We start from the raw sequence: 20,747 nt of genomic DNA, 5'->3' as shown, positions 1-20,747 counted from the left end.
CTGAGTAAAAGCGGTCAACGACAAATTAATGCGAGTTCTATTAAAAAAATCATCGAATCAGGCCGACTCCGCCAATCAGGTGGTTGCGATAAGAAACGGTACATCGAGTGATAACCCTCATGAGCTAATTCGTATAAACGGAAAAGATGGCAGGGTGATGGCTTTACGAAATTCCGGGTTGCTCAACGAAATTGCCAAAGATTAGAGTCTCGCAGGGGAAGTCATTGACAATTGGTCAGATCGACTCGTTTGCCAACGCCCTCCCCTTCATCCTGAAAAATCATCGTGTGGAGACTGATATGCCTTCTTTGAAGTGGACAGATAACTCGGTGCCATCCCCCGCTTTCATTAGTCTCAGTGTGCTGGGGGTGATGACGATATTCTCTCTGATCGGGAACCAGGGACTGGCAAGCGAACCACTTCCCATGGCAAGTTTTTCCTGGAATGAGTTTGCCGTGCATACCGTTGATAGCAGCGGTCGGAAGGGAAGGATTGTCGCTCCAAAAGTTGACGCGAAAGTTCCTGACGGCCGGGGAAAGCCGTGGGTTTGGATTGGTGAGTTCCCGCATGTCGTGACTGATTTTGAAACGAGAATGCTGCGCGAGGGATATCACATCGTTTACCTCCCCACGCCAAATCAGTTTGGTATGCCGCCCGCGATGAAGGCCTGGGAAGAGTTTTATGACACTCTGACGACGAAGTACGGGTTCGATGCCAAACCGGCTCTGGTGGGGATCAGTCGCGGTGGTCTCTATGTCTATAGCTGGGCCGCACTACACCCTGACCGGGTGAGTAGCATTTACGGCGACGCACCTGTCTGTGATGTGTTGAGTTGGCCGGGTGGGAAGTCTCAGGGCGCGAAATATCAAGGCCCCGGCAGCGAACCCAATTGGAAAATGCTCAAGGAACTTGCCGGCTCTAAAAGTGACGCCGAGATGGCGACCGCCGGCCTGAGTCCGATCGATAAGCTGGAACCCATCGCTAAGGCCAAAATCCCTCTGCTGCATGTTTATGGTGATGCCGATGAAGTCGTGCCTTGGGAAGAAAACACCGGCGAATTGGTGAAACGCTATCAGGCGTTGGGAGGCCAGATCACCTTGATTGCCAAACCCGGCGTCAAACATCATCCGCACGGACTGACAGATTCGACACCAATTGTCGAATTCGTGAAGAAAAGCTGGGAACGCAAAGAGTAGAATACAAGAGATTTGTCTTCCATACGCTTTGATCTTTGAAGCCGTCGTTGCCAATTAGAACCGATCCGGAAAGACTCCCTCTCCCCTCGCGAGAGAGGCCAAGGATGAGAAAGCGGGGTGAGGGGCGATGATTCCTACAGTAAAGCTCCCTCTCCCCTCGCGCATTGGTCTCTACACATCTCTGAGTCAAGATTGAACTCGAAAAAACATCCTCTGAAAAAGTAGAAAAACGTCCTCAAAGAGATCGTTAGATTCACAGAATAGGCAAGACAGGATGGCTGGGTTTCAGGTGATGTCCCTCTACGCTTCTGGTTTTATCCTATTATTTTGGGGTTTTTGAGATGTGTAGAGACTAATGCCCCTCGCGGGAGAGGGCTGGGGTGAGAGGGAATCGATAAATAACCCGTGTTTCCAAAGCCAACACCAATCCCTTCATCCGGCCCGCAGCTACCTACCCCTATAAGCGAGATGAATTGGATGATTTTCGGACAGTCACCTAATGAAGAGGCCGAACATGAAACCATCCTGCAGCATTTCTGAAACGGCGTTCAAAACCACCAGCCTTGCGTCTCACTTGAGAAGAGGGTTCACGCTCCTCGAACTGGTGGTGACAATGATCATCATCGTGGTTCTCATTGCACTACTGCTGCCAGTGACTCGTTCGGCACGGCCTGCTGCCATGCGAACGCAATGTCGGAACAATCTTAAGCAGATTGGACTGGCGTTACATAATTATCTCGATCAGTACCAGTCGTTTCCACCTGCGTTTACGGTTGATAGTGAGGGAAAGCCGCTCCATAGCTGGCGGACATTGATCTTGCCGTATCTTGATCAACAGGCTCTTTACGACAAGATTGATCTCAGCAAGCCATGGGATGATCCGGTGAATGCAGAAGCCCGTGGCACATCCGTTCCCAGCTATCGATGTCCGTCATCTGTTGCAATGGCGGATCAGTCAACTTATTTGGGATTAGTGGGAGAGGAAGCCTTCTTTCATCCGCAGGATTCACGAAAAATATCTGACTTCAAAGCGGGAACCTCTTATACGATGGCAGTGATAGAGGTCGATCTCGATCATGCGGTGCCATGGATGTCACCCCAGGACGCATCACCCGAGTTCTTTCTGGCATTTGGCCCGAAGTCGAAAAAATCTCACCCTCTCGGACTACAAGCTTTGTTCGCGGACGGTTCTGTCAGATTCCTGAGCGAAGACACCGATGCGGTAGTGAAACAGCAATTACTATCGATCCTTGATGACGCCAAGCCGGAAATCTGAGCCAGGCTGATGAACGACAAATGTAAACCGAATGCCTCACTTCAAGTCGCAGGGATTCTTTTTCGAGAATCCGGGAAGATAGGCACAGCTCTTTATTGAATTGAATCACTCAGGCCAAACATCATGCGAAGAGGCAATCAAGAGATCATCGAGATATCTATCCAAGGCCATGAACGACAGGTGAGGTCACTGCGGAGAGGGAAGATAATTTTCAGAGCCACGCTGGCGATTGTGCTCGTTCTGGTGCTCGCGAGCTTTTTCCCTCTGCCTTCCCGAAGGAACCGCAAGTTGCCATGTCTTAATAATGTAAGAAACATTATCTTGGCACTTCATAATTACCACGTTGGTCATGGAATGTTTCCGCCAGCATATACTGTTGACGCCAACGGAAAACCTCTTCACAGTTGGCGGACACTGTTGCTTCCTTTATTGGATAATCAATCTCTCTATGAGAAGGTGGATTTGACGAAACCGTGGGATGATCCGGCGAACGCCGAAGCGCGAGCAGCGATGCCTCCGATTGTCTATGCCTGCACCGAGTCTCGTTTGTCCCCAGGAGAGACAACGTATCTGGGCGTTGTTGGTGAAAGCTCCTTCTTTCGCCCATCAGCGCCGCGATCACTGGATGATTTGATCGATTCCGGCAATGCCAAGGCCATCGCCATTATCGAAGTCAGCCCGAAAAACGCGGTGCACTGGATGTCACCGCAGGACATCACTCCCGAGCAGTTTCTCATCGCGGCGAAAAAATGGTCATCACCCCATCGGAGAGGGATGTACGCGGGTTGCGTAGATGGCGACGGCATCTTCATCGAGTCTGAGGAACTCAATCACGATGTTCTTAGCCGTCTCTCCATTCACAGGGATAATCAAGAGGCTGGCCGTCCTCCAAAAAATTGAACTTCAAAACTTCAGTAGATCTATTGAAACAGGCGGCGGTTACGCCACCAGACTTCGTAAATCGCCAGGGGAAGCAGCCAACTGATCCATGACACGAGGGGATCGAACCAGAGGGGATCAAGCCACAGAAAGTCGGCGTCAAGCGTGATCATGGTGCCGACCATCAGCCGCAAAGTGACAGCAGAACAGAGCAGGACATACGCGCGTTCCATCCAGCGTTGATGGAGCGCAAAGTGCCGGTTGACGGCTGCCCGCCAGCCAAGAATCAGGCAGCCTGCGGTGACCAAGGAAAGCGTCATAAACGAAATCGTTGCGAGAGGGCCAGACGCTGCCCACCACGACATGACCAATCCGCTGGGAACCATCACCCCCACCACGCTCACCACCTGCACTCGTCCCAACCAGCGATGAAACACCGGCCATCTGCGGCGGAGGCTCGCACTCATAAGCAATAGCCCGGCCACGAGCGCCAACGGCCCCGAAATGATATGGGTATAGAAGGCCCAGGCATATAGCCCGAAGAAATATCCCTCCCGGCTGTGGAGAAACTCAGAGTTGAAATTGGGCGGAAAATAGTCCCCATAGTTCGCTACGACGACGACCGTGACCCGCACAATCACCAACACCACCAGCCAGACCAGTGTTTGCTTTAGAATGTAAAGTGTGGAAGTGGCCATACACAGAAGCCATGAAGTCGCAAGCTGAAGTGAGGGGCTAATTGCAGTTTAGCAAGGGCGTTCAATGGGAACGAGAGGATTGTCTCGGCACATGGTCGGCGAACCCAGGCATTAAAATCTTTCTCATCCATCGCAAAAAAATGATTGACATTTCCTTCGAGACGGAGCTACTGTACTATCATGGTGGTACAGCTGGTGGTTTCAGGATGTCCTCATGCTGCTGCACATTGATCCTTCCAGCGGGATCCCGATCTATGAGCAGATTATCCGGCACGTGAAGTTTTCCGTGGCGAACGGGACTTTACGTGTCGCGGATCAGGTTCCTTCTGTCCGTGAAATGGCGACACAGGCGGCTGTGAACCCCAATACGGTGGCTCGGGCTTACCGGGAATTGCAGAACGAAGGCATCCTGCTGGCCATTCGCGGGATGGGGCTGGCGGTGACTGCGGAAGCCCCCCAGCTTTGCCGCAAAATGCGTCTGGAATTGATTCGGGAGCGTTTGCGTTCCGTGCTTCAGGAAGCGGCCCAATATCAGGTGGGGACGGATGAAATCCGCCAGCTTGTCGAAAGCGAACTTAAAAAAGTCTATCAGGGAAAATCCACGCCAGGCAAACCCTCTCAGGGAACATGACATGACTTCTGTAGTTTCCATGCAACAGGTTTCCAAGCGATTCCAATCAATCCAGGCGCTCGACAATGTCTCTTTTGAGATTCCCAAGGGATCTGTTTGCGCTCTGCTGGGAGCGAACGGAGCCGGGAAATCAACAACGATTCGAACGCTACTGGGATTAGAGCGGCCAGACAAAGGACGCTCTGAAGTCTTGGGAATGGAGAGCCAGAAGTATAGCCGGGAAATTCGCTCGCGCGTCGGATATGTCCCTGAAAAACCCACGCTCTATGACTGGATGACGGTCGAGGAAACCGGATGGTTTGCGGCAGGGTTCTATCCACCCGGCTATCAAGCCTCCTTTGAGAACTATGCTAAACGATATGGTTTGAACTCAAAACAGAAGATCTCGGAGCTATCTAAAGGAACGCGTGCCAAAGTGGCTCTCACGCTCGCACTTTCCCATCATCCAGAACTATTGATACTGGATGAACCGACATCAGGACTTGATCCGTTAGTCAGGCGGGAGTTTCTGGAAAGCATGGTCGATGTCGCCAGTCAGGGGCGAACGGTCTTCCTCTGCAGCCATCAAGTCAGCGAAGTCGAGCGAGTGGCCGATCTCGTTGTGATCTTGCTGGGTGGGCAGGTGATTTGTGCTGAAAATCTGGACGATCTCAAGCATTCTGTACGGGAAGTCATTCTCACATTACCAGAAGCAACTATCCCTGTGCCGCAACTTCCCGGCGTCGTGTTGTCTCAAGTCACACTGGGACACGAGCAGAGCATTATCATTCGCGATCTCGATGAACAGAAATTGGCAGAGTTGGCGTCATCAGGGATTCGCTACGAAATCCGGCAGCCCAATCTGGAAGAAATTTTACTGGGACTACTGAGAGAACACCGCCATGCCCCAGAAGGTGCCATCTCGTATGCAACCTAAGCTTCTTCAGAGGTGGTATTAAGTAGGGTGGGTTAAGGCTCTGCGCAACCCACCACAAATAAGATGTGGCATATTAAATAGTTAGAAGATGGTGCATTCCGTCGAAACTTCATGCACCCCACCGTCAAGAGTGTAGAGTTAGGCGTAGCTTGACTCCACCGGCAAGACAACACGAACTTAATCTTTCCAACTTCAGCGAGTACTCAGGACTTTTATCATGTTTTCTCGCGGGTATTTACGAATTGTCTGGAAAGAGTATCGTGCTCAGAAAACTCTCTGGCTCGCATTGTTGGCTGGGACTGCTCTGATACAAATCATGTTTCTTGGGTTTGCTCAGGATGCTCGGCAATCGATGCAAGACTACCCCTTTCACGTGGCCGCGGTGTTGAGCATCTGCTACGCCGTTGCTGGTGGAGCCATGCTTTTCGCAGTTGAACGTGAAGAAGAGACAGATCGCTTTTTATCGCAACTGGCTATACACCCCTTTGATCTGATCGCTGGGAAACTGACGTTCTCTTTTGTCAGCCTGGCCCTATTTTTCTTGCTGGCTTTGCTATTCGCTGGCTTGATCTGTGCAGCGCATCGAGGATTCCTTCAGGGCTTCCAGCTCCTGCCCATTAACGTGGGGATGGATTCTTATCTGCCGTATCTTTTACTGGCATATGCCTCAACAGCGTTCGCCTCATTTTTTGTTAAAAAAGTCACCGTCGCCGTAGTGGGAGGCGTCGGCTTAATGATATTCTCAATAGGAGTCATCACATACATCGAGAATCAACCGTCCATCGTCACACACTTTCTCCCCCGTGAATTATTATTAATGGTCATCATGCCTCTGTATGCCATGGCCATTCTTGCGGTGGCATGCGTCCTTGGATGGAACTGGTCTCGAAGGTCGATTTCGAGGGCCAAATTACTTTCTATGAGAAAATGGGACATCGCTACTTATTTACAATTCCTTACTTTGAAATGGTCAGCCCTGCGGGCCTCACCGTCACAGCGGATGCTGGGTGTGCTCTGCTGGAAAGAGTTTCGCGCGGCACTTCCGATGATTTTTAGCGGAATACTATTGCTGATTGCGTTTCATATGGCGTCACTCATTCCTGACAAGTCGAGCCTGATACACGGCTTCTCTCGTTATCTGATCGCGGGAGCTATCTGGGGTTGGATGAGTTTTATTGGACTCTTTGTGTTTAACGGAGACAATCTCCACCTGCGTAAAAGATTCTATGAGAACTATGGCATCTCCCCCAGTTTAATTTGGCTTGCCAAGCAGTTCGTTTGGGGGCTTTGCCTGGTGCTGCTGGCAGGATATGGCTTATTGATCGTGTGGATGAGCGAAGTCACCATCGGCTTTCCAATGCGACCTGCTCCTCATGAATCGTCAAACCCACTCCTTATTGCTACCACCGGTCTTGTTCTGTGCTACGCCTTAGCACAACTGATTTCATTATGGATTGAGAAATTGATAATGGCGGGTGGGATACTGTTGATAGCTTGCTTATCAGTTTTAGCTGGCTGCGCGTTGGTCTACGGACTCGAGATCCCGCTCTGGTTGAGTTTCGGGCCGCTCATTGCCGGTTATCTGGCAGCGACCTATTTCACGCTCGACGACTGGATAAAAAGTACGCGAACGTGGCTGCGATTGACTCGCCAGATTCTCTGGGGTGGCGTGCCAATCGTTGTGAGTATCACCGCGATTCTGGTATGGCGTGTCGTAGAAATTCCACTGGTGGATCCAGGATTTGACTGGAAGGCTCATGAATCACAAATGGCCCAATACGACCCGGAGTGGACTGAACTCTGGGAGAAACTCAATTCATCGAGATATTCTTACTATCACCTTGAATACGATAGTGACCCTGAAGCCGATGCCTTGCTTCTGACGATTACAGACCGCATTGCAGCAAGACGATGGCCGGGAATTGACCCTCAGATTTGGCTTGATACCAATGATTTCTGGAATTTAAGAGAGAGAATTCTGGAAAGACACTCTCAATTAACTCCCGACCATGAAGCTCCTTCTATTACAGAAGAATGGAACAAGCTACGAACAAAAATTTTACTGGCAAGTTATTTACGTATTGGTAGTATCGACGAGACTCACTTTTCACAGTGGGCTTATGGATTACTGGGACAGTATCATCTCGCACAGCATTGGGCACAACGTCCTGAGCAGACGCCAGAAATGTTGGGTCAGCTACTCGCATTCTGGAATCGCCTTATACTCCCGGAGCCGACAAGCATCGAAAATCAGTACATATTAATTCGCCAGGGGTATGAAAATCGTGGATGGGGGAAGCAGTATTTCGAGGAAAGACATGAAAGCCTGGTCTATCGGTTCAATCATTTCCCATATAATATATTGCCAGGAGAACGGACTCGTGCTGTCCGGCTGTTAAACCATCAAACGCGGTATCTGCTGGATCCTACTTATCGAAACTCCTCTACACTCAAGCAGATTCAAAGATGGGAAAACACGACACCACTCCTGATTTTTCAAACCGCTCTGAGAGGGAATAATATTCATGACATTAATCGTCGGTTGAGAAGATCAGCGTGGGAAACCGGCGCGATCGCCCGGCTGGAAAAATATCGGCTGGAACATGGCCACTATCCGCCTCGACTGGAGGATGTCTACGCTGAAAACGAGCGGACGCTCTTTGAGATTTCACTCAGTGAGTACCGCTATGAACCCCAAGGATTACCAGGGGTTTTGCTTGTCTCTGCGGATCAGGCACTGTCTCCGAGGCAACCTGTCCTCTTCCGAGAGACGCCCCTGCGGTTCACAGCGGGAAACCTGATCACAAAAGAAGATCAGAAGGCTTTAGAGAGATTGCCTGAGTTGGCTGAAGTCAAACTTTTATTTGACGAGAATAAAGTTCTATGGCCATATACACTTAATCATCGCCTGGATTCTGATGGTCGCGCATTAAATTATGAGCGGAAGCACGGCTCCTATTCTTCTTTTCTTGAAGCAATCAAGCAGCGATCTCCATTGACTAACCGCATCAAGCTGGTTCACTTTCGTGATTCAGTATATGGCTGGTAACTGAGAGGTGCCTTCGCTTTGCCAAAGTCACGATTGATGGTTCAATTGCCGTGATCCAATGACTGTTGTCAGGACGTCAGGTCTGCTTGAGTAGATACCAGGCAGAAGGGCAGCAGGCCGACTCGAAGGCAAAGCCAACCTGCTTCCAATTCCACTCTTTTACAAGTGCAGGAAGAGGAAGGCTTTCAACTCGTACAAAGTTCAGAAAACCAGGACACAGACGAGAGTGTACGTCGAAACCGAGAGCAGTGGCCTGCCCCAAACATAGCTCCTTGAGCACAACAACGCCCGCATTTTTTGCGGGCGGTTGCTCACCTCGGTTCCTTTGGCTCAATGCAGAACCGAATTAAGGAGCCGGTGTTTCTGAGGCAGTTCCATTGCGACCGGTGGTCAAGAGGACGCGTTGGCCTTCCAGCTTTTTGAAGCGGGAGACGGGATACATCCGGATGACGCGATTCTTATACATCAGGCGCCCATCTTGATCTTTGGTTAATTGTGCCGAGATTTCATCGGTGGCGTCGCCAGCATAGAGAGCAGCGAAAGTATAAGGATCAACTCCGCGACCCGATTCAAGATCAGCCACAACATCCAGGCCGCCGACCATCACGCTATAGGGGTTCAAGGATTTAGTGGCGGGAACATAGCGCTGTTCCAGCTTCAGACTTTCCATCGCGCCGCGCATCGAGTCGTAAGCGGCAGTGATTTTCTTGACGGTCTCATCAGTCGGGGCTTCAAACTGTTCGTCTTGAGCGGCGAGACGAGGTGAGGTTGCTGCCTGCCAGTTCAGCCCGATCCCCATGCCGATGGCTAAACAGGCCACCATCCCAATGAAGCGGCTGGAAATTGACATTCGACATTCCTTTTCAAAAGCTGAAACAACTGACCCGCCCGACCTGCACCGCCAAGGCAACCTCCTCATCAAACGGAAGGAGGGGATCACCATGAAATACCGTATTGGGCCAAGCTGGAACCTGAGGCTAATCCTTTGACTGGTACGGGTTCCGACCAGAACCGATGTTCGTCAACGCGGATGAGCCACGCAAGTCTTCCTGCGCTTGTCCAATCGTCTACTGGTCAAGCACGCGATGCAAGCCAAAACCTGTCGTTAACCCGGGTGCTTTCCGGAAGTTGGGCCAAGATCCGGAATGTGGCAAGCGGCCTAAATTTCTGGGAAACGGCCCGCATGGTAAGCTTTTGTAAGAACATAACCAAGCAACGACATGCTCGTTTGACCACTTCTTTTTCCGAGTGGCAACTGGCGAGGAGGTTTCAGACGGAAAGACGGCGGAGGTAGGTCACCAGCTCATTTGTCGTTTCCTGCACGGCAACAGGTTGCTGGTCATGGCAAGCAATTTCGACGCGAGCCGCGACTTCACTCAGGCCGGGAAAGCCGTAACCACCGCCGGCGCCCTTGAGCTGGTGTGCTTTTCGTTTCAATTCTTCGACATCCTGGCGCTGAATGGCCAGTTCCAGCTCTGTAATCCGCTCTGGGACAATCGATACGAACTCTTGAATGAGTTCCTGATAATCGGGATCAGATGCGAATTCTGACTGCACCGGATTCATCATCTATTCCCTGCGGGCAAAAACGTGGTGAGCCTTGCCAGAATAACACGAATGGTCGCCTGAAATCTCAACTGTTGGCCCAGCGACAACCGGTTTTGTCGGCCAATGCCGTTGAAAGGGTTTTAAGCGGCTTTTTCGTGCCAGTGGGCAGGTGTTGGAGAGCCTGTTGTATTGGCTGTAACGGGGATCATATCAGCGGGGAGTTGCCATCCATCTTCCCTGCAAGCTGTGCCGGACACTTCGGTCCGAAACCATCCTGCGACCTGCAGGCAGATCAGCCCCAATCCCAGCCCAGCGGCACAAAGAATCAGAGCGGCCAGGTCATCTCCCACGAATGCACGCAACTGTTCCATAATTCGCACCATCCCGAAAGAAGCAGGACGTCGATTTCACCAGTTCAATAGCCGTCAAGCTCTGGTGGCTGTACGTCGTAATTTCAGTGATCGGCTGCTTTTGGCGGCGAACTCAAGGGCAACTGCTTCACCCATGAAGGATCCCGGAGATTCCGAGGGGATGCCGGAAAAATCGGAGGTTTCCCAATTTTGAGTAAGGTGCGAAGTACTGGCAAATCCATGCAGCCCTGACTCCAAAGCAGACCTGCCTCCCCTTTGTGCCCAAATGGCTGAATGTTCGGGACGAAAACCGTTCTTGACGGATTTCCTCGTTTTCCCATAAAGAGAGAGGCTTTGGCACACTGCCGATGTTGTTGATGTTTGCGAACTGATCGTTTTAACGGTTCCTGCCTGTCGTTTTCCGTGTGCCTGATTGGCTGGAAGCGTCAGGTCATGCTTTTCAGAGATTTTACCAGGAGGTAACCCGACCGTGATGCCGCTGCTGCAGCGATACATCCTGGTCGATCTTCTGCGCGTGTTCGCCGTCAGTGTGACCGGCTTCACGCTGCTCTTGGTCTTTGCCGGCGTTTATGTGGAAGCCAAAGAGCATGGCCTGGGGGCGATGCAGATCCTTCAGATCCTGCCGTTCGTGATTCCGACGCTGCTCCCGTTTACGATTCCCACAGCGCTGTTGCTGACAGTCTGCGTGGTGTATGGGCGGCTTTCTGGGGATCAGGAGATTATTGCCGCCAAAGCGGCTGGTATCCATGTCTTTTCCATGCTCTGGCCTGCGTTTGTGATTGGTGCCGTTCTGAGCATCGGGACGCTGTGCATTACAGATCAGATCATTCCCTGGTCGGTCAAGCATATCCAGCGGACGATTGCTCTGGCTGTGGAAGATATTTTCTTTGATGTGTTGAAAGCTCAGAACCAATTGAACCTGCGCGATCAAGGTCTATCAATCACGGTGATGGATGTTCGTGATCGCACCTTGTTGATGCCGACGTTTCGTTATGCGCGGGGCCACAGCAAGCCTGTGACCATTCAGTCCAAGGAAGCCAGCCTCAAGTTTGATCTTGAACGAGATGTGGTCGTGATGAGCTTTGAGGAAGGCTATCTCAGCCTGCCTGATGGGACATTAACACGATTTAAGTCGGAGTTCCGTGAATTTCCCTTACCCACACGGAGCCAGAAGCAGAAGCCACGCGACATGACCTCGCGCGATTTGCTGGCTGAAACGCGTGCGATGGCAAATGGTGACGCTCAGGCAACGCGTAAGCTGGCCATTGAAGCGGCTCTCATTCTGTGCTCGGGGGATTTCGACCGTTTTGGTGATCGTGATTTTTCAAACAGTCGTCATCTGGTGGATGATGAGCGTGTTCGCGATCGCAAATTGACAACCGAATTACACAATCGTTTTTCAATGGCGTTCGGCTGCTTTTTCTTTGTGCTGGTGGGAGCACCCTTTGCCGTTTACATGGCAAAAAATCAGTTTTTGACGAGCTTCCTGTTCTGCTTTGTTCCCATTCTGGTGGTGTATTACCCGCTCTCGATGTTTGCACAGAATATGAGCAAGGTAGGAAAGCTTGATCCCACGTGGGCAGTCTGGCTTCCCAATGGGGCATTGACACTGGGGTTTATTCACATCATGCGTCAGTTGGTTCGCAACTGACGCATGGCTCTCTTCGGGGTCAGTGAGAAGACTTTTTTTCCCGGGGCTGGCCAAGAGAGTGAACTGAGGGTCGGGATTGCCGTGACCTGTTAAACACCTGCTGTTTTGCGCACCAGTCCCGGTTTGACATCCAGATCCCATGCGGCAAATCGTCCGCGATCGAAGTGTTCCCAGCCCAGACCACCCATGGCTGCGTTATCGGTACAGAATTCACCCGGGGCGACATGAAGTGTGAAGCCATTTTTTTTCGCCGCTTGTTCGAGCTTGTCGCAAAACGAACGATTGGCTGCAACTCCGCCGCCGACACAAAGCACTTCATAGCCCGTTTGACGGATCGCCTGCACGGCTTTAGCCACTAAAACATCGACAACAGCGGCTTGAAAACTGGCGGCAAGATCAGCCCGGCGCTTTTCATCCAGTGGCGGAGGTTGAACTCGGGCACCAGGAGTCCCGTGGGCTGCATAGAGGACGGCAGTTTTCAATCCACTGAAACTGAAATCGAGTCGTTCGTCGTTGAGGAATGTGCGGGGAAAAGGGAAGGCATCAGGGCGCCCGGCGTGCGCCGCAGCTTCAATGGCCGGCCCACCCGGGAAGCCGAGATCCAGAACTTTGGCGACTTTGTCGAACGCCTCGCCCGCAGCGTCATCAGTGGTTGTTCCCAGCAGTTCAAAATCAACGGGGGTTTCGCAGGCGTACAAATTGGAATGTCCGCCACTCACCACCATGCCCACGCAGGGATAAATGGATCCCCTTCCTGGCTGAACCGCTTCCAGTGCTAGTTGGCAGGCATAAATATGAGCCTGAAGATGATCAATCGCGACCAGTGGAATGCCGAGTGACCAAGCCAGTGTTTTGGCGGCTGTGAGACCGATCAGCAATGAACCCACCAGTCCGGGCGTGGTCGCGACGGCAACAACGGACAGATCATTCAGATTGATGCCGGCTCTGGCCAGTGCTTCATCAATCACGGGAAGAATCTGCTGGACGTGTGCCCTTGAAGCCATCTCAGGGACAACACCGCCAAATCGCCGGTGCAGTTCAAATTGACTGGCAACCACATTCGACAACACCTGGCGATGGCTGTTAATCACCGCGGCGGCTGTTTCATCACACGACGATTCAATCGCTAAAAGATAGCCGATCGGTCGCTCTGTGGTTTCCGTTTCAACCTCCAAGAGAACAACTTCCTTTGCAACAATTTGCTGATAAACAACTGCCGACAGGGCGAGGAGCGATGACTTGGAGTGACATCGGGAGTCTGCTTCAAGTCATCGACGTCTCATAAGTGCATTATCAAAGCTTAAAAGCAGGGCTGAACAGGTCGTCAAGTCCGACATCGGAAGACGTTGCGGTGACATCAACCCGAAAACAAAGCCGTGACACGGCGCTACCTCCGAAAGTGACCATGATTGAAGTCGATGGTCACTTTGCCCACCGAGAAGCTGCCAACGTTCGGATTATTTTTCGTCCGGCATCTTGGCATCTTCCTTTTTAGCATCTTCCCTGTTGGGATCTTTGGCAGGTGGTGAGTCTTTGGCGGGATCGGCAGTTGCCTCAGACTTCTCAACTGGTGGCGTGCTTAGCTTTGATTTGAGAAACTCCACCGCTTTGGCCAACTGAGGATCATCAAATGTCGCCACCGAGGCTTCTTTGCGGAGGACATCTCGCAGTCGGCGGTACTCCAGATATTTTTGAAGTTGCTCGGGAGTCAGTTTAACTTCATAGCCTTCGTTAGGCTTCACGCCCCATTCGTCGGATTCCTTGGAATTCGGGAACCGGTGAATGTTCTTGCCGCTGGGACGGTGATAGCTGGCGGTAGTCAGCTTGATAGCACTCTTGCCTCCATCGACATTGATCACGTTTTGTACGCTTCCTTTGCCCCAGGAACGCTCGCCAATCACGATGGCTCGGTCATGATCCTGGAGAGCCGCGCTCAGAATCTCACTGGCGGAAGCACTGAAACGGTTAATCAGAACCGCAACGGGGAAATTCCGGAATGTTCCGGCTTTGCGGGCTTTGAAAACCTGCTCCTCCGTGTTACGGCCACGGGTACTCACAATGACCCCATTGTCGAGAAACATATCTGCGATTTCAGTCGCTGCCGTCAGCAGTCCGCCTGGGTTGAACCGGAGATCAAGAATCAGGCCCTTCACTCCTTCGTGATCGAGAGCGGCCAGAGTCTGCTTGATTTCATCAGCACTGTTGCGTCCAAATTGCGACAGGCGGACATAAGCGATTTTGTCCTGCCCATTCAGAAAGAATGACCATGAGCCATCATCGTTGTATTTGTCACCCAGAACCGATGGTGTGCGGATAATGGCTCGTTCGACTTCCATTTCCACCGGAGTCGATTCGGTTTCATGAAGGACGCTCAGCTTAACGATTTCACCGGGCTTCCCCTTCATTAACGAAATGGCCGACTCCAGCTCTTTTCCATCGGTAAACTCAGCGGTGGGCTTTCCGCTGATGGAAACAATGCGATCACCTGCCCGAATTCCGGCCTTGTAAGCCGGTGTTCCCGGCAAAGGTGTCATGACAACCAATTGGCGTGTTCTGGGATCAAGAGAAACTTGAATTCCGATGCCACCAAATTCCTGTTCCACCTGCTGGGTGAAATCGGCCAGATCAGACTGATCAATGTAGGACGAATAAGGGTCAAGATCGGCCAGCATACCACGGAGAGCGGCTTCGAGCAGTTCCTTGCGATCGACCGGCTTGACGTAATTTCGTTCGACTTGTTCAAAGGAATCGACGAAGAGCTTCATCAGTTCATAGTATTCTTTTTCGCGTGCATCAGGTGGCGCCACTTCATCCGCAGCAAAAGACGATCCGTATTCGAGCCGCATGGCTGACGGACTTATCGAGATTGAGAAGGCCCCTAGGCCCATTGCCAGAACGATTGCAAGGCGGACGAGTTTTTGTCCTGTTGCCAAGCTGTCAGACCGATCCATGATTCCAGCCGTACCCATTCCAGTCCTCCGGAACATTGAGATTGCGTCCAGTCTCGTTGCAAGAGCCATTCCATCGGAGACTCTCCCTGCATCGAGCTTAGTCAGTCTGCGGCAATGCCGCCACGGTTGATTTCATTGCCGCGAGAACTTGAGGTTCGTTTTTTGGAAATTAGTGCCGTATCACGGCTTTCTCTTTGGATTGATGTTATTGCAACATCCGGAAAGACTCCCTCTCCCGTTGGCGGGAAAAGGCCGGGATGAGGGTTATTGATGAATGACCAGTGTTTCCACGGACAATAGACACCCTCTCATTCGCCTTGCGGCCACCTTCTCCCGAAAGAAGAAGGATTTGAGTGTTTCCAGACAGGCTCTTGTTTGCAACGTCCTTCGTTGTCGGACGAAACATTCAGGACACTTTGCCAGGAAGACGTCCGGGATGTCGCCGAAATTGTTGAAAACGGAAGAGTGGCCAATTGAGTGAACAGGATTTAGCAATCACGGGAATTTCGTGTGTTCTAGAACAAACTTTTGTTGGATTTGATGATTTGAATTCAGTGTTTCAAGAGAGAATCCCCGATCCATTCCCGAGCGAATTTATGGTTTGGTGATGTATTGGGGGAGTTAATGAATGAGGCAATTGATCCCGTGCTTCTGGACAGATCCTCTTCGGCTACCAGTCAAATTATCACTGATTATTGACAGGAAATCGAATGAATCCCCATAGAGCGGTTGAATTCCTTTGCATTGTGGATAGTCTCTCCCATTCGGGGAGCTTAAATACATTGATTTGAGTTCTTCGTTTAAGGCGATTCTGTTTTTGTTGAGAGCTTGGTGGGGAGCAGACGACTGTAAAGTTGTAACATATCCTTCAGGCAAAGCGGCTTGACCCTGGGCTTGTGCAGGTTTCATCTCCCGGCACGACTTCAGGCATTAATCTCTGAACACTTCAAAGGGGAAGTTCTCCGGGAAAGATCAGGGAACAGAATTATGAAAGAAATCGATCGATCGGGATTACGCGACATCTTCTTTTTCACTGATTTTTTGTTGCGTGATCGGTCAGGCTTACAGGCACCTGAATACTACGAAAGCAAGGCGTATGGCCGGATCGTCGGATGAACTGAGTGTTGCGCAACTTGAAAGGATCTTAGCCAGCCGCAAGCAGGAGTTAGCCTCGCTTGTCAGCAAGCGGGATATCCTGCAGAAAGAGTTGGCTGGTATCACGAACCGTATTCTGGAGTTACAGGGGGCATCTCACCCGTCGAGGGCCACCAATCTGGCTGATCGAACGGTCGCGATGCGTGGTCGCAATCCTGTTTCGCTCCGACAGACAGTGATCAGCCTGCTGGAGCAGCAGATCGAAGGTTACACGTTGGCGGAACTCTCTGACAAAATCATTGAGAGTGGCTACCAGACCGCGAGCAAGAACTTCCGCAATGTGCTCTATCAATGTCTGTACAATACCCCACAGATCTTTCACGATGCCAACTCCGGGACTTACCGTCTTGGCCCCAAAGCCTCTGACAAATAGCGTCTCTGATCACTGGCGCCTGTCGTGAGTAAAACCTGCGGGAAGCAAAGCCTGTCACGAGAGCCGTTGAATGACCTCGCCCGACTGGTCGCCCATGCGCGTCAATGCCGTGGGCAGATCTCCAGTCGGGTTCATCAGACATTCCCTGCCCACCCCGATGTCTTAGCTCCGGTCATCACTAGCCACAGCAACAAACCGTAGTTTCCCGATGAGGCCTTCATGGATGATTTCAGTGCAGATCACGCTCTTGAACTTCTTTTGAAACTACTGCCCATTGAAGGACTGAGCCGTCGGGAAGCCGATGTTCTTAAGGTCATCCGTCAGGAAATTCTTGCTACTAGCGGGGAGGAGAGCTTTTTGCATGATGACAAGGCCTCGGCGCGAATTCCGGGAGGAGGCAATGCCGGCAACCTGATCGTCAAGCTTCCTGGAACCATGAAAAAGCCCCGGCGTCTGTTGATGGCCCACGTGGATACGGTTCCGATTTGTGCCGGTTGTGAGCCAGCCATTGAAGGCGATTATGTGGTTTCCAAAAACCCACTGACCGGCCTGGGAGGGGATGACCGCAGTGGAACAGCGGTCATTCTGCACACACTCTGCGAAATTCTTTCCAAAGGGCTGCCTCATCCTCCGTTGACCTTCCTCTTTGCAGTCCAGGAAGAGATTGGTCTGTATGGTGCCCGCTTTGTCGATAAGAGCCAGCTTGGCAACCCAAAGCTCTGCTTTAACTGGGATGGCGGGAATCCGGCCAGTCTGTGTGTGGGGGCGACTGGCGATATCGCCATACAGATAACAGTTCATGGAATTCCCAGTCATGCGGGCGTGCATCCGGAACTGGGGGTGAATGCCATTACCATCGCTTCCCTGGCAATCGCTGACCTTCAGGCAAATGGCTGGTTGGGACTGGTTAAAAAGGGTCGGAAACGTGGCTCAAGCAACATTGGCATCATTGAAGCCGGAGCGGCGACCAATGTCGTGACTCCACTGGCTTCTCTCAAAGCAGAGGCCCGCAGCCATGATCCCGTGTTCCGTGTGAAGATCGTTTCTGAGATCCAGAAAGCATTCACACGTGCTGCCAAACAACTCATGTCGGCTGAAGGAAAGCGCGGGCGGATCGAGTTCCAATCAGAATTGAAGTATGAATCATTCCGGATGGAAGAGACCGAACCCGCGGTCATCGCTGCGGAAAAAGCACTGGAAGCCGTTGGGCTGACACCCGAAAAACATGTGGGCAACGGTGGGTTAGATGCCAACTGGATGTCGGCTCATGGGTTTCCCACGGTCACATTGGGTTGTGGCCAAGAAAAGATCCACACAGCCGAAGAACGGCTGCATCTCCCCTCATTCCTGAAGGCTTGCCAGACAGCCCGATTATTGGCGACAGCTCGCGTTTGAGCTTCGTAAGCGTGGTGAATTAGCGCCAGAGGAGCTTCCACTCTGATTTGACAGAGTCAGCTTTGACAGAGTCAGCAAAGAGTGGTGGGCAGGCCAACCAGCCTGCGGACAAACTCAACAACCTGCCAGGACAGAGGGTCGTACCACTATGCGGCCCCTGCCAGAGATTCCACACGCCCTGCCGTTAAACGGACAGTGCGGGCGGCTTCTCGCGCCAGATTCGCATCGTGGGTGACCATGACAATCGAAAGCTGTTCTTCGATATTGAGGCGATTCAACAGATCCATGATCTCGCGACCTGTTGTTTCATCAAGATTTCCCGTTGGCTCATCTGCCAGAAGGATCTGCGGCTGTGAAACCAGAGCGCGGGCAATGGCGGCCCGTTGCATTTCGCCGCCAGAGAGTTCCGATGGCTTGTGCGATAATCGGTGGGACAGACCGACCCGGTCAATTAACTGCTTGGCCCGGTCAATATAAGTGCGGCGGTTTTTCCAATAAGCCCAGATAGAGTGCCGAATCATCAGCGGGAGCACGACGTTCTCCACCAACGTTAATTCCGGCATCAGGTGGTAAAACTGGAAAACAAAGCCAAAGACGCGATTACGGATCTGATCGCGCGTGCGAGCCGGCAGGTCGTCGATCCGCTGACCATCGAGCAGCACTTCGCCCATGTCGGGGGCGTCCAGCAGACCCATCAGGTGCAGAAGCGTGCTCTTTCCTGATCCCGACTGGCCAATAATTGAGAGAAATTCACCCTTTTGAATCGCGATATCGACTCCCCGCAGTACCGAAACACGATGGTCTCCTTTGCGGTAGGCTTTATCGATTCCTGTTGCCACGAGTTGAGAATGGGGGGGGAGTGAAGAACTCAACAAGATCGTCTCACAAGCAGCTTCAAATGGTGGCGCAGATGTTGATCCACCTGAGGGATAATGGCCCTGATGGGCATTGGCAGTCGAAAGTGAATTCATCGCGGCGTAGCGATCCATGATGTTTTCTTTTCTGACAAGCAACAAATAATTTGACGATTGATACTTCTCTTCAGGAAAAACATCCTGGCGGGGCATCTGCTGTCGCGAGCGACAAAATCATTCGGAGCGCAGGGCCTGCACAGGTTGAAGCCGGGCGGCGCGACGAGCCGGCAGAATGCTGGCCATAACGGCAATCCCCATGGCTCCCAGCGCAACAGAAACTACCATCCACGGATCGACATACGTCGGAATCTCAGGGAAGTAGTAAATCCGCTCATCAAAAACTTTACGGCCAGTAATATAGGTGATCACCAGTTCGATCTGATTGATATAGCGGACAAAGAGGAGGCCACAGGCCACACCGCCGCCACTACCAACCACTCCCAGCGATAAGCCATAAAGCAGGAAAATGGCCATGACACCCGTAGAGCTGGCTCCCAAGGCTTTGAGCACGCCGATATCTCTGGTTTTCTCGACCACAATCATGAAGAAAATCGCGAGAATCCCGAAGCCAGCGACGGTGATAATCAGGAAAAGAAGCACGTTCAGAATGGAAGATTCCACATCAACAGCAGCTAGCAAAGGGCCTTGTTTCTGCTCCCAGGTCCGAATGGTATAGAGGCCGGGAGGAAATGCGGCTCGCAGCTTGTCGACCACTTCATTGGCATCGTTAAAGTCATGGAGCTTAAGCTGAATCGAAGTAATCGCCCGTTCGCCAGTCGTGGGATGAACCATGCCACGGACTTGCTGAAGGTATTCCAGATTACAGAAGACCAGCGAGGAATCGTATTCGCTCATCCCGCTTTTGAAGGTGTCAACGACGGTGGCATTGAAGTAGACGGGTTGGGGAGTTCCAGCAGTCACCGTGCTGATTTTGACATCATCTCCCGTACGAACCATCCATTGCGTGCGGATCTTCCCGGTTTCGTTTTCTTCAAAAGGGAAACTGATCAGGCCAGCGCCGATATAGAGCTTGCCGGGTAATGGTTCCGAGGGATCAACAGGCTGTGGAGGAACGGCGCGGGAGGCCTGGGCCGATTCCAAAGCAAAAGGGTCAACGATATCGCTGGTGGGCGGTGGCTCAGCGGCATCTTTTGTTTCTTGCGTCGTTTCTCCCCGTTGCATCAAATCATGCTGGCGTTGTTCACGAAAGAAGGCCTCTTGAGCGGCCCGTTCTCTGCGGTAATTTCGGGCCGATGAGGTGAGTGTCCATCCTGCGGGATTTTCAGACGATCGCTCGGCTTTCCTGACAACCGTCGTCCCCTCTTTTTCGTCCTGATAGCTTTGCAGATAGTTGACCAGTGGCCCGACTTCCGCCTTGCTCTTCGGGTCAATGCCAATCAAAGTCACGGGGCGGGTAATCCATTGGCCGGCGTATTCAAAACTCAGCATGCCATAGATTTCGACCGTAGTGGTCATGCCTGCGACATACTGACCAACGACTTTACGAACAAGCTCGGCATGAGCTTCGGGGTTCTTTTCACCATCCAGGCCGTTTGTCTCGATGACGACATCCGAGAGCAGACCCTTGATTCGATCCCGCATTTCGCTGGAAAAGCCCGCCATAACGCTGTTGACGACAATCATCGTCGCGACACCCAGCATCACGCTGACAACGCTGGCAAGAGCGATGTAGCGGGTTCGCAGATATTTCTGACAAAGCAGTAATTTGTACATTCCGCCAATC

18 protein-coding genes are annotated in these 20,747 nt (G+C 51.8%); 9 read left to right on the top strand and 9 right to left on the bottom strand.

Annotated elements, in window-relative coordinates; translation table 11 throughout:
• Positions 1-299 precede the first annotated feature (299 nt).
• From SH287x_RS02635 to SH287x_RS02625, 3 genes are all read left to right on the top strand, one after another.
• Positions 300-1,196 carry an alpha/beta hydrolase family protein gene (locus SH287x_RS02635; protein ID WP_479516891.1) on the top strand — a complete coding sequence of 299 codons (897 nt, stop codon included), beginning with the start codon at positions 300-302 and terminating at the stop codon, positions 1,194-1,196.
• A gap of 514 nt (positions 1,197-1,710) precedes the next feature.
• Positions 1,711-2,472, top strand: coding sequence for a DUF1559 family PulG-like putative transporter (locus SH287x_RS02630; RefSeq protein ID WP_479516890.1), 762 nt, complete (start codon positions 1,711-1,713; stop codon positions 2,470-2,472).
• A gap of 123 nt (positions 2,473-2,595) precedes the next feature.
• Positions 2,596-3,372, top strand: a complete 777-nt coding sequence (locus SH287x_RS02625; RefSeq protein ID WP_479516889.1) for a DUF1559 family PulG-like putative transporter — start codon at positions 2,596-2,598, stop codon at positions 3,370-3,372.
• A 20-nt stretch (positions 3,373-3,392) separates the two neighbouring features.
• Here the strand turns inward: SH287x_RS02625 and SH287x_RS02620 are convergent, their stop codons facing one another.
• A complete protein-coding gene (locus tag SH287x_RS02620) occupies positions 3,393-4,049 on the bottom strand; it encodes a DUF2306 domain-containing protein (protein WP_479516888.1) in 657 nt (218 codons plus the stop codon).
• A gap of 214 nt (positions 4,050-4,263) precedes the next feature.
• On the opposite strand from SH287x_RS02620, the gene SH287x_RS02615 reads away from it, so the two are divergent.
• From SH287x_RS02615 to SH287x_RS02605, 3 genes are all read left to right on the top strand, one after another.
• Complete coding sequence (locus SH287x_RS02615) at positions 4,264-4,680, top strand: GntR family transcriptional regulator (RefSeq protein ID WP_479516887.1); 417 nt, start codon at positions 4,264-4,266, stop codon at positions 4,678-4,680.
• Position 4,681: 1 nt separating this feature from the next.
• Positions 4,682-5,596: an ABC transporter ATP-binding protein gene (locus SH287x_RS02610; RefSeq protein ID WP_479516886.1), complete on the top strand. Its 915-nt coding sequence runs from the start codon at positions 4,682-4,684 to the stop codon at positions 5,594-5,596.
• A 352-nt stretch (positions 5,597-5,948) separates the two neighbouring features.
• Positions 5,949-8,645: a hypothetical protein gene (locus SH287x_RS02605; RefSeq protein ID WP_479516885.1), complete on the top strand. Its 2,697-nt coding sequence runs from the start codon at positions 5,949-5,951 to the stop codon at positions 8,643-8,645.
• A gap of 346 nt (positions 8,646-8,991) precedes the next feature.
• Here SH287x_RS02605 and SH287x_RS02600 read toward each other — a convergent pair whose 3' ends face one another.
• The 3 genes from SH287x_RS02600 to SH287x_RS02590 form a co-directional block, all read right to left on the bottom strand.
• Positions 8,992-9,495, bottom strand: a complete 504-nt coding sequence (locus SH287x_RS02600; protein WP_479516884.1) for a hypothetical protein — start codon at positions 9,493-9,495, stop codon at positions 8,992-8,994.
• Between the two features lie 419 nt (positions 9,496-9,914).
• Positions 9,915-10,202 carry an Hpt domain-containing protein gene (locus tag SH287x_RS02595; protein WP_479516883.1) on the bottom strand — a complete coding sequence of 96 codons (288 nt, stop codon included), beginning with the start codon at positions 10,200-10,202 and terminating at the stop codon, positions 9,915-9,917.
• A 131-nt stretch (positions 10,203-10,333) separates the two neighbouring features.
• On the bottom strand, positions 10,334-10,564 hold the full coding sequence (locus SH287x_RS02590; RefSeq protein WP_479516882.1) for a hypothetical protein: 231 nt from the start codon (positions 10,562-10,564) through the stop codon (positions 10,334-10,336).
• Between the two features lie 472 nt (positions 10,565-11,036).
• On the opposite strand from SH287x_RS02590, the gene SH287x_RS02585 reads away from it, so the two are divergent.
• Positions 11,037-12,215: an LptF/LptG family permease gene (locus tag SH287x_RS02585; RefSeq protein WP_479518759.1), complete on the top strand. Its 1,179-nt coding sequence runs from the start codon at positions 11,037-11,039 to the stop codon at positions 12,213-12,215.
• Between the two features lie 89 nt (positions 12,216-12,304).
• Here the strand turns inward: SH287x_RS02585 and tsaD are convergent, their stop codons facing one another.
• The 3 genes from tsaD to SH287x_RS02570 form a co-directional block, all read right to left on the bottom strand.
• Positions 12,305-13,390 (bottom strand): tRNA (adenosine(37)-N6)-threonylcarbamoyltransferase complex transferase subunit TsaD, encoded by a 1,086-nt coding sequence (gene tsaD, locus SH287x_RS02580; RefSeq protein ID WP_479516881.1) that lies wholly within the window; start codon positions 13,388-13,390, stop codon positions 12,305-12,307.
• Between the two features lie 282 nt (positions 13,391-13,672).
• The gene (locus SH287x_RS02575) at positions 13,673-15,061 is read right to left on the bottom strand and encodes a S41 family peptidase (protein ID WP_479516880.1); all 1,389 of its coding nucleotides are present in this window, start codon (positions 15,059-15,061) and stop codon (positions 13,673-13,675) included.
• 32 nt (positions 15,062-15,093) lie between these two features.
• Entirely contained in the window at positions 15,094-15,240 is a 147-nt protein-coding gene (locus SH287x_RS02570) for a hypothetical protein (protein ID WP_479516879.1), read from the bottom strand.
• Between the two features lie 1,022 nt (positions 15,241-16,262).
• Here SH287x_RS02570 and SH287x_RS02565 point away from each other — a divergent pair.
• Positions 16,263-16,694, top strand: coding sequence for a hypothetical protein (locus SH287x_RS02565; protein ID WP_479516878.1), 432 nt, complete (start codon positions 16,263-16,265; stop codon positions 16,692-16,694).
• A 219-nt stretch (positions 16,695-16,913) separates the two neighbouring features.
• Positions 16,914-18,089: a M20/M25/M40 family metallo-hydrolase gene (locus SH287x_RS02560; RefSeq protein WP_479516877.1), complete on the top strand. Its 1,176-nt coding sequence runs from the start codon at positions 16,914-16,916 to the stop codon at positions 18,087-18,089.
• Between the two features lie 146 nt (positions 18,090-18,235).
• Here the strand turns inward: SH287x_RS02560 and SH287x_RS02555 are convergent, their stop codons facing one another.
• Complete coding sequence (locus SH287x_RS02555) at positions 18,236-19,078, bottom strand: ABC transporter ATP-binding protein (RefSeq protein WP_479516876.1); 843 nt, start codon at positions 19,076-19,078, stop codon at positions 18,236-18,238.
• A 99-nt stretch (positions 19,079-19,177) separates the two neighbouring features.
• Entirely contained in the window at positions 19,178-20,737 is a 1,560-nt protein-coding gene (locus tag SH287x_RS02550; protein ID WP_479516875.1) for an ABC transporter permease, read from the bottom strand.
• Positions 20,738-20,747 lie beyond the last annotated feature (10 nt).

The organism is Planctopirus sp. SH287, assembly GCF_056500625.1.
The sequence above is the reverse complement of the archived record's forward strand: the minus strand, read 5'-3'. Positions and strand labels throughout refer to the sequence as shown.

Coding starts and splice junctions, on each gene's coding strand:
- SH287x_RS02585 (WP_479518759.1), top strand. CDS start 11,037: ATGCCGCTGCTGCAGCGATACATCCTGGTCGATCTTCTGCGCGTGTTC.
- SH287x_RS02590 (WP_479516882.1), bottom strand. CDS start 10,564: ATGGAACAGTTGCGTGCATTCGTGGGAGATGACCTGGCCGCTCTGATT.
- SH287x_RS02630 (WP_479516890.1), top strand. CDS start 1,711: ATGAAACCATCCTGCAGCATTTCTGAAACGGCGTTCAAAACCACCAGC.
- SH287x_RS02565 (WP_479516878.1), top strand. CDS start 16,263: ATGGCCGGATCGTCGGATGAACTGAGTGTTGCGCAACTTGAAAGGATC.
- SH287x_RS02550 (WP_479516875.1), bottom strand. CDS start 20,737: ATGTACAAATTACTGCTTTGTCAGAAATATCTGCGAACCCGCTACATC.
- SH287x_RS02560 (WP_479516877.1), top strand. CDS start 16,914: ATGGATGATTTCAGTGCAGATCACGCTCTTGAACTTCTTTTGAAACTA.
- SH287x_RS02615 (WP_479516887.1), top strand. CDS start 4,264: ATGCTGCTGCACATTGATCCTTCCAGCGGGATCCCGATCTATGAGCAG.
- SH287x_RS02570 (WP_479516879.1), bottom strand. CDS start 15,240: ATGGAATGGCTCTTGCAACGAGACTGGACGCAATCTCAATGTTCCGGA.
- SH287x_RS02575 (WP_479516880.1), bottom strand. CDS start 15,061: ATGCGGCTCGAATACGGATCGTCTTTTGCTGCGGATGAAGTGGCGCCA.
- SH287x_RS02600 (WP_479516884.1), bottom strand. CDS start 9,495: ATGTCAATTTCCAGCCGCTTCATTGGGATGGTGGCCTGTTTAGCCATC.
- SH287x_RS02605 (WP_479516885.1), top strand. CDS start 5,949: ATGCAAGACTACCCCTTTCACGTGGCCGCGGTGTTGAGCATCTGCTAC.
- SH287x_RS02610 (WP_479516886.1), top strand. CDS start 4,682: ATGACTTCTGTAGTTTCCATGCAACAGGTTTCCAAGCGATTCCAATCA.
- SH287x_RS02635 (WP_479516891.1), top strand. CDS start 300: ATGCCTTCTTTGAAGTGGACAGATAACTCGGTGCCATCCCCCGCTTTC.
- SH287x_RS02555 (WP_479516876.1), bottom strand. CDS start 19,078: ATGGATCGCTACGCCGCGATGAATTCACTTTCGACTGCCAATGCCCAT.
- SH287x_RS02620 (WP_479516888.1), bottom strand. CDS start 4,049: ATGGCCACTTCCACACTTTACATTCTAAAGCAAACACTGGTCTGGCTG.
- SH287x_RS02625 (WP_479516889.1), top strand. CDS start 2,596: ATGCGAAGAGGCAATCAAGAGATCATCGAGATATCTATCCAAGGCCAT.